This window comes from Bradyrhizobium sp. SHOUNA76, from assembly GCF_023006445.1.
GTDB lineage: Bacteria > Pseudomonadota > Alphaproteobacteria > Rhizobiales > Xanthobacteraceae > Bradyrhizobium.
The window spans coordinates 1-3,103 of sequence record NZ_JALBHA010000634.1 but is presented as its reverse complement, the minus strand read 5'-3'; the positions used below and the strand labels follow the sequence as shown (position 1 = coordinate 3,103).

Sequence of the window (3,103 nt, the reverse complement as noted above, 5' to 3'; positions counted from 1 at the left end):
GCCTGGATGGCCGCGAGCGTCGCCTCGGGCGTCTCGCCATAGCGGGGATAGGGCACGCACTCGCCGCGGCCGGTCAGCCCGTCCCGGCTGACCTCCCCCACGACAGTCACGGCCTCGGTTTTAGCCCCCCGGCTGATGGTAAAGCTGCCCGCGATCGGGAAGCGCTCGATTCGCGCCGCCAGGGAAGCAAATTTCATGGAAGTCATTTTGAACTCTGGCGAAATCTGAACCTGCTAGTTACCTCTAGCAACTAACATTAACCACTTGGGGATACCTTCTCTGGGTAAGGGCGCGTGCGCAACTCTCTGATCTTCTCCGCCCCGGCACGGGAGCGGACATCTTGAACAGCGATCCGAAGCTGGAGCGGATTGCCAAGGGCAACGCGCTGGCACTTTGCGCCACTGGGACCTGGACCGCGAGCTTCGCGCCGGTGCTGGAGCGGATCGTGGCCGACGCCGAGAAGCTGGCCGGCGGCCCCCAGAGCATCTTCATCGACGTCTCCGAGGTCGCCAAGCTCGACACCTTCGGCGCCTGGCTGATCGAGCGGCTGCGCCGCAGCCTGACCAATGGGCCCGTCGAGGCGCAGATCGCGGGACTCTCCGCCAATTATTCGAGCCTGGTCGACGAGGTGCGGCGGGTTAGGGCGACGGCCGTGGTCGACGGCGGCACGGTGACCATCACCGGCATGCTGGAGCAGATCGGCCGGACCGTGGCCGGTGTGGGCGGGACGGTTGCGGGCCTCGTCGACATGCTCGGCGCCGTGCTCGCGGCAGGATTTCGCGTCCTGATCCATCCGCGCTCGTTCCGCCTGACCTCGACCGTGCATCACATGGAGCAGGTCTGCTGGCGCGCGGTGCCGATCATCGTGCTGATCACCTTCCTGATCGGCTGCATCATCGCCCAGCAGGGCATCTTCCATTTCCGCCGATTCGGCGCCGACATCTTCGTGGTCGACATGCTCGGCGTGCTGGTGCTGCGTGAGATCGGCGTGCTCCTGGTCGCGATCATGGTCGCGGGACGCTCGGGCAGCGCCTACACCGCCGAGCTCGGCTCGATGAAGATGCGCGAGGAGATCGACGCGCTGCGCACCATGGGCTTCGACCCGATCGAGGTGCTGGTGTTGCCGCGCATGATGGCTCTCGTGCTGGCGCTGCCGATCCTCGCTTTCCTCGGCGCGATGGCCGCGCTCTATGGCGGCGGCCTCGTCGCCTGGCTCTATGGCGGGGTCGAGCCGGAGGCCTTCCTGCTGCGCTTGCGCGACGCCATCTCGATCGACCATTTCATCGTCGGCATCGTCAAGGCTCCGGTCATGGCCGCCGTGATCGGCATCGTCGCTTGCGTCGAGGGCCTCGCCGTGCAGGGCAGCGCGGAATCGCTCGGACAGCACACCACGGCCTCGGTGGTGAAGGGAATCTTCTTCGTCATCGTCATGGACGGCGTGTTCGCGATCTTCTTCGCCTCGATCGGGATGTGACGATGGCAGGCGAGATCCAAAATCCCATCATCCGCGTCCGCGATATCACCGTGCAGTTCGGCAGCACACGCGTGCTCGACGGCCTCAACCTCGACGTCAAGCGTGGCGAGATCCTTGGCTTCGTCGGCCCTTCCGGTGCCGGCAAGTCGGTGCTGACGCGCACCATCATCGGCCTCGTGCCGAAGGTCGCCGGCTCCATCGAAGTGTTCGGTGTCGATCTGGATTCCTCCAACACCTCGCAGCGCCGCAACGTCGAGCGGCGCTGGGGCGTCTTGTTTCAGCAGGGCGCGCTGTTCTCCTCGCTCACCGTGCGGCAGAACATCCAGTTTCCGATGCGTGAATATTTGCGGGTCTCGCAGCGGCTGATGGACGAGATCACCATGGCCAAGCTCACCATGGTCGGCCTCAAGCCCGAGGTCGCCGAGCGCTTCCCGTCCGAGCTCTCGGGCGGCATGATCAAGCGCGTGGCGCTGGCGCGCGCGCTGTCGCTCGATCCGGACCTCGTCTTCCTGGACGAGCCGACCTCGGGCCTCGACCCGATCGGCGCCGGCGACTTCGACGAGCTGGTCAGGACGCTCCAGCGCACTTTGGGGCTGACGGTTTTCATGGTAACCCACGACCTCGACAGCCTTTACACCGCATGTGACCGCATCGCCGTTTTAGGGAACGGTAAGATCATTGCGGCAGGGTCGATCGCCGACATGCAGGCCTCGCAGCATCCCTGGCTGAGGCAGTATTTCCATGGCAAGCGCGCCCGCGCGGTCATGGGTTGAGAGCTGGGTTGAGTAGCTGGGATGAGTAGCCGGAGCACCTGATGGAAACGCGGGCGAACTACGTCTTGATCGGGTCGTTCACGCTGGCGGTGATCGCCGCGGCGATCGGCTTCGTGCTGTGGTTTCAGTCGCTGCACACCACCAAGCAGCGCAGCCCCCTGCGCGTCGTGTTCGAGGGCCCGGCCGCGGGCCTGCGCAATGGCGGCAGCGTCAATTTCAACGGTATCAGGGTGGGTGAGGTGGTCTCGGTGAAGCTTGATAACCCGCGGCGGGTTGTCGCACTTGCCATGATCGAAAACAACGCTCCGATCCGCAAGGACACCCTGGTCGGCCTCGAATTCCAGGGCCTCACGGGCGTCGCCGCGATCTCGCTCAAGGGCGGCGACGAGGCCGCGGCCCCGCCGCCGCTCGACCAGGACGGCATCCCGACGCTGACCGCCGATCCCAACAAGCTCCAGGACGTCACCGAGGCGATCCGCGGCACGCTGCAGAACATCAACAAGATCGTCGCCGACAATCAGGAATCGGTGAAGAACTCGCTGAAGAATCTCGAGACCTTCACCAACTCGCTCGCGCGCAATTCCGAGAAGATCGATGGCGTGATGGCCAAGGTCGACGGCGTCATGCTCAAGGCCGACAATCTCATGCTCGGCCTCAACTCGCTCGCCGGCGGCAAGGACGGCGGCGAGCTGTTCCAGGCGGTGAAGTCGATCCGCGAGCTCGCCGACGATTTCGACAAGCGCTCCGGCGCGCTGATGGCCGACGGCCGTCGCACCCTCGGCGACATCAGCCGCGCCGTGAACAATTTCGACCGCAACCCGACCCGCGTGCTGTTCGGCGCCAGCAACAGCGCGCC

Annotated in this window: 3 protein-coding genes and 1 pseudogene; 3 read left to right on the top strand and 1 reads right to left on the bottom strand. The window is 65.3% G+C overall.

Going from position 1 to position 3,103, the window contains the following annotated elements; all coding sequences use genetic code 11:
- Window positions 1–206, bottom strand: a pseudogene (locus MOV74_RS34795) (dipeptide epimerase); the annotation flags it as partial.
- Window positions 207–340: 134 nt separating this feature from the next.
- On the opposite strand from MOV74_RS34795, the gene MOV74_RS34790 reads away from it, so the two are divergent.
- From MOV74_RS34790 to MOV74_RS34780, 3 genes are all read left to right on the top strand, one after another.
- Window positions 341–1,474 (top strand): ABC transporter permease, encoded by a 1,134-nt coding sequence (locus MOV74_RS34790; RefSeq protein WP_246931546.1) that lies wholly within the window; start codon window positions 341–343, stop codon window positions 1,472–1,474.
- 2 nt (window positions 1,475–1,476) lie between these two features.
- A complete protein-coding gene (locus tag MOV74_RS34785; RefSeq protein ID WP_027545159.1) occupies window positions 1,477–2,247 on the top strand; it encodes an ABC transporter ATP-binding protein in 771 nt (256 codons plus the stop codon).
- A gap of 41 nt (window positions 2,248–2,288) precedes the next feature.
- Window positions 2,289–3,103: MlaD family protein (locus MOV74_RS34780; RefSeq protein WP_246931544.1), on the top strand; the 815-nt coding region annotated here is incomplete at its 3' end.